The following is a 2836-nucleotide window of genomic DNA, read 5'->3' as shown; positions in this document are numbered from 1 at the left end:
CAGATCGTGTGATGCTCTCGGGACGATGGCCTCAGAGCAACAGTGAGCGCGCCCGACCGATGGACGCGAGCGAGCAGCCACGAGGGAGCGAAGCGACCGGAGTGACTGGGTGTCAGGGACGATTTCCGCAACTGGCTGCTGACCGCGGCGTGATCGGCACCGGCTTCCCGTGGAGCTCGTCTGCATCGGGTTGGCCGACTACGGCTCCCCGATGTACCCTCGCCGCGTGGACGCCCCCGTTGCATTGATCGAAGCGCTCGCCGATCGCTATCGCCTCGACCGCCAGCTCGGCGCGGGCGGGATGGCCACTGTCTACCTGGCCCGCGACGTCAAGCACGATCGGGAAGTCGCGATCAAAGTGCTGCATCCCAATCTCGCCGAAACGCTCGGCCGCGAGCGCTTTCTTCGAGAGATTCAGCTGGCCGCGCGGCTGAATCATCCGAACATCCTCCCGCTCTACGACTCGGGCGAAGCCAGCGGCTGCATGTACTTCGTGATGCCGGTCATGGCGGGACAGACCTTGCGGGATCGTCTCTCGAGCGGCTCACCATTGCCCGTGGACGAAGCGGTCCGCATCGCCATGGAGGTGGCTGATGCCCTCGACTACGCGCATCGGCGCGACATCGTCCACCGCGACATCAAGCCAGAGAACATCTTGCTCCACGAAGGCCACGCCGTGGTGGCCGACTTCGGGATCGGCAAGGCGCTGGTGGCGGCGTCGGCAGCGACCGGCTTGATGTTCACGCAGGTCGGCGTGACCGTTGGCACCCCAGCCTACATGAGCCCCGAGCAGGCCTCGGGCGGCGACCTCGACGGGCGCAGCGACCTCTTCGCGCTGGGCTGCGTGATGTTCGAAATGCTGACGGGCGAGATCGCCTTCACCGGCTCGTCGGCGCAGGCGGTAATCGCCAGGCGTTTCGCCTATTCGCCTCCCCCCATCATCGACTCGCGCCCGGAGATTCCGGCCGCCGTCGGGGACACCGTGAGCCGGCTCCTGCAGCGGTCGGCCGACGATCGATTCGCCAGCGGTGCGCAGGTGGTGGCGGCGCTGCGCGCACAGCCAACGCCGCCGGTTGCGACGGCGGTCGGGCCTGACCGTGCCCGCCTCGACAGCTCGATTGCAGTCCTGCCGTTCACGAACCTGAGCGCTGATCCGGACAACGAGTACTTCAGCGACGGACTCACCGAGGAGCACATCACCGACCTCTCGGGCGTTAAGGCGCTGCATGTGATCTCGCGGACCTCGTCTTTTCAACTCAAGGGCACGACCAGGGGGATGCGCGAGATCGGCCGGACCCTCGGTGTCCGGTATGCGCTGTCCGGGAGCGCGCGGAAGGCCGGGAATGCGCTGCGGATCACCGCGCAGCTGGTCGATACCACGACCGACGCGCAGATCTGGGCCGACAAGTACAGCGGCACCATGGACGATGTGTTCGACGTGCAGGAACGCGTCTCGCGCGCAATCGTCACGGCCTTGCGGGTGAAGCTGTCGGCGTCCGAGGACGACCGGCTCTCCGAGCGTCCGATCAAAAACCCGCGGGCATTCGAGTTGTACCTGCGGGCCCAGGTGCTGGTGCGGCGATACGGTTCGTCGATGCATCAGGTGAACGCGCTGCTGGATCGCGCGATCGAGATCGAAGGATTGTCGCCGCCGTTGCGCGCGTTACGCGCCTACCTGTGGGTCACTCAGCTGCGCGCCGGGATGAGCACGGAGGCGGTTCATCTCGCCCGTGCCGAGGCCGAGGCGCGAGCCTTGATCGACGTCGCCCCGAATGCGGCGTACGGGTACTCACTGCTCGGCTTCATCAGCTATGAGCGCGGTGCGCTCGCCGACACGGTCCGACATCTCACCAAGGCACTGGAGTTGGACGGGAGCGATGCGGACGCCATGTTCTTTCGGGGCATCGCGCTCGAGGCGGCCGGCCAGGGCGAGGCGGCGATCGCGGCGGGCAGACGCTTTCTCGACGTGGATCCGCTGGCGCCGATGGCGGGTGTCCTGCTCAATTCCGCGCAGTGGTTCGTCGGACAGCCGCAGGAGGGGCTTGACGCGCATGAGCAGAGCCTCGTGCTCGACCCTGAGAATCCCATCATCCACTGGTCGCTGGGCTACACCTACGCGCTCCTCGGCCGCATCGCCGATGCCAGGGTGCGAATGCAGTGGATGCAGGCACACGCCCCTCAGATGCCGTACACGGTGCAGCTCACAGCGTTGCTCGAGGGTGTGGCGGGGCGAACCGCGGAGGCCCGCGCCGCGCTGGAAACGCTCGCGCACATGTCGTTTGACGGGCACATCACGTTTCACCTGAGCGAGAGCTTCGCGGTCGCCGGCGACATGCCAACAGCGCTTCATCTGCTCGACCAGGCGGTCGAACGTGGGTTCTACCCGCACGGCTATATCGCGGTGCACTGCTCGTTCCTGGCCTCGCTGCGAGGCAGCGCCGAGTTCGACCGCATCACCGCCCGGGCAGCCGAACGCGTAGCGGCATTCAACCGTGACGTGCGAATGAACGAAACGGAGGGCTGATGAGCGGGCTGGATGTTCGGGACGATTTCCGCACTGGTTGTTGACCGCGGCGTGAAGTCCCCGGGTCATGTTGCCATGGCTGGCAGCTTCATACGCGCAGCGAGCTCGAGCCGATGATTTCTTCAGCGAGACCGTCACCGAAGTATTCGTTCTCCCGGTCAGCGCTCAGACTGGCAAACGGCAGCACCGCGATCGACGCCGTCGCATCGGCGGTCCCACCCGTCAGGTGGTGCAGGGCGTGCCTGACGGCGGCCATCGTCTGGAATCGGCGGTCTGGATCCTTGGCGAGGCAGCGCTTGATGATCTGCTGCA

Annotated in this window: 2 protein-coding genes; one reads left to right on the top strand and one right to left on the bottom strand. The window is 66.3% G+C overall.

What is annotated here, in order from left to right; all coding sequences use genetic code 11:
• Window positions 1–226 precede the first annotated feature (226 nt).
• Window positions 227–2524: a protein kinase domain-containing protein gene (locus VFX99_RS14455; protein ID WP_329666992.1), complete on the top strand. Its 2298-nt coding sequence runs from the start codon at window positions 227–229 to the stop codon at window positions 2522–2524.
• 88 nt (window positions 2525–2612) lie between these two features.
• Here VFX99_RS14455 and VFX99_RS14450 read toward each other — a convergent pair.
• The coding region (locus VFX99_RS14450) for a hypothetical protein (RefSeq protein WP_329666991.1) at window positions 2613–2836 on the bottom strand (224 nt) is incomplete at its 5' end.

Source organism: Microbacterium sp. (assembly GCF_036277215.1).
In the GTDB taxonomy this organism is placed as follows: domain Bacteria; phylum Actinomycetota; class Actinomycetes; order Actinomycetales; family Microbacteriaceae; genus Microbacterium.
This window is presented reverse-complemented; position numbering and strand designations above follow the sequence as displayed.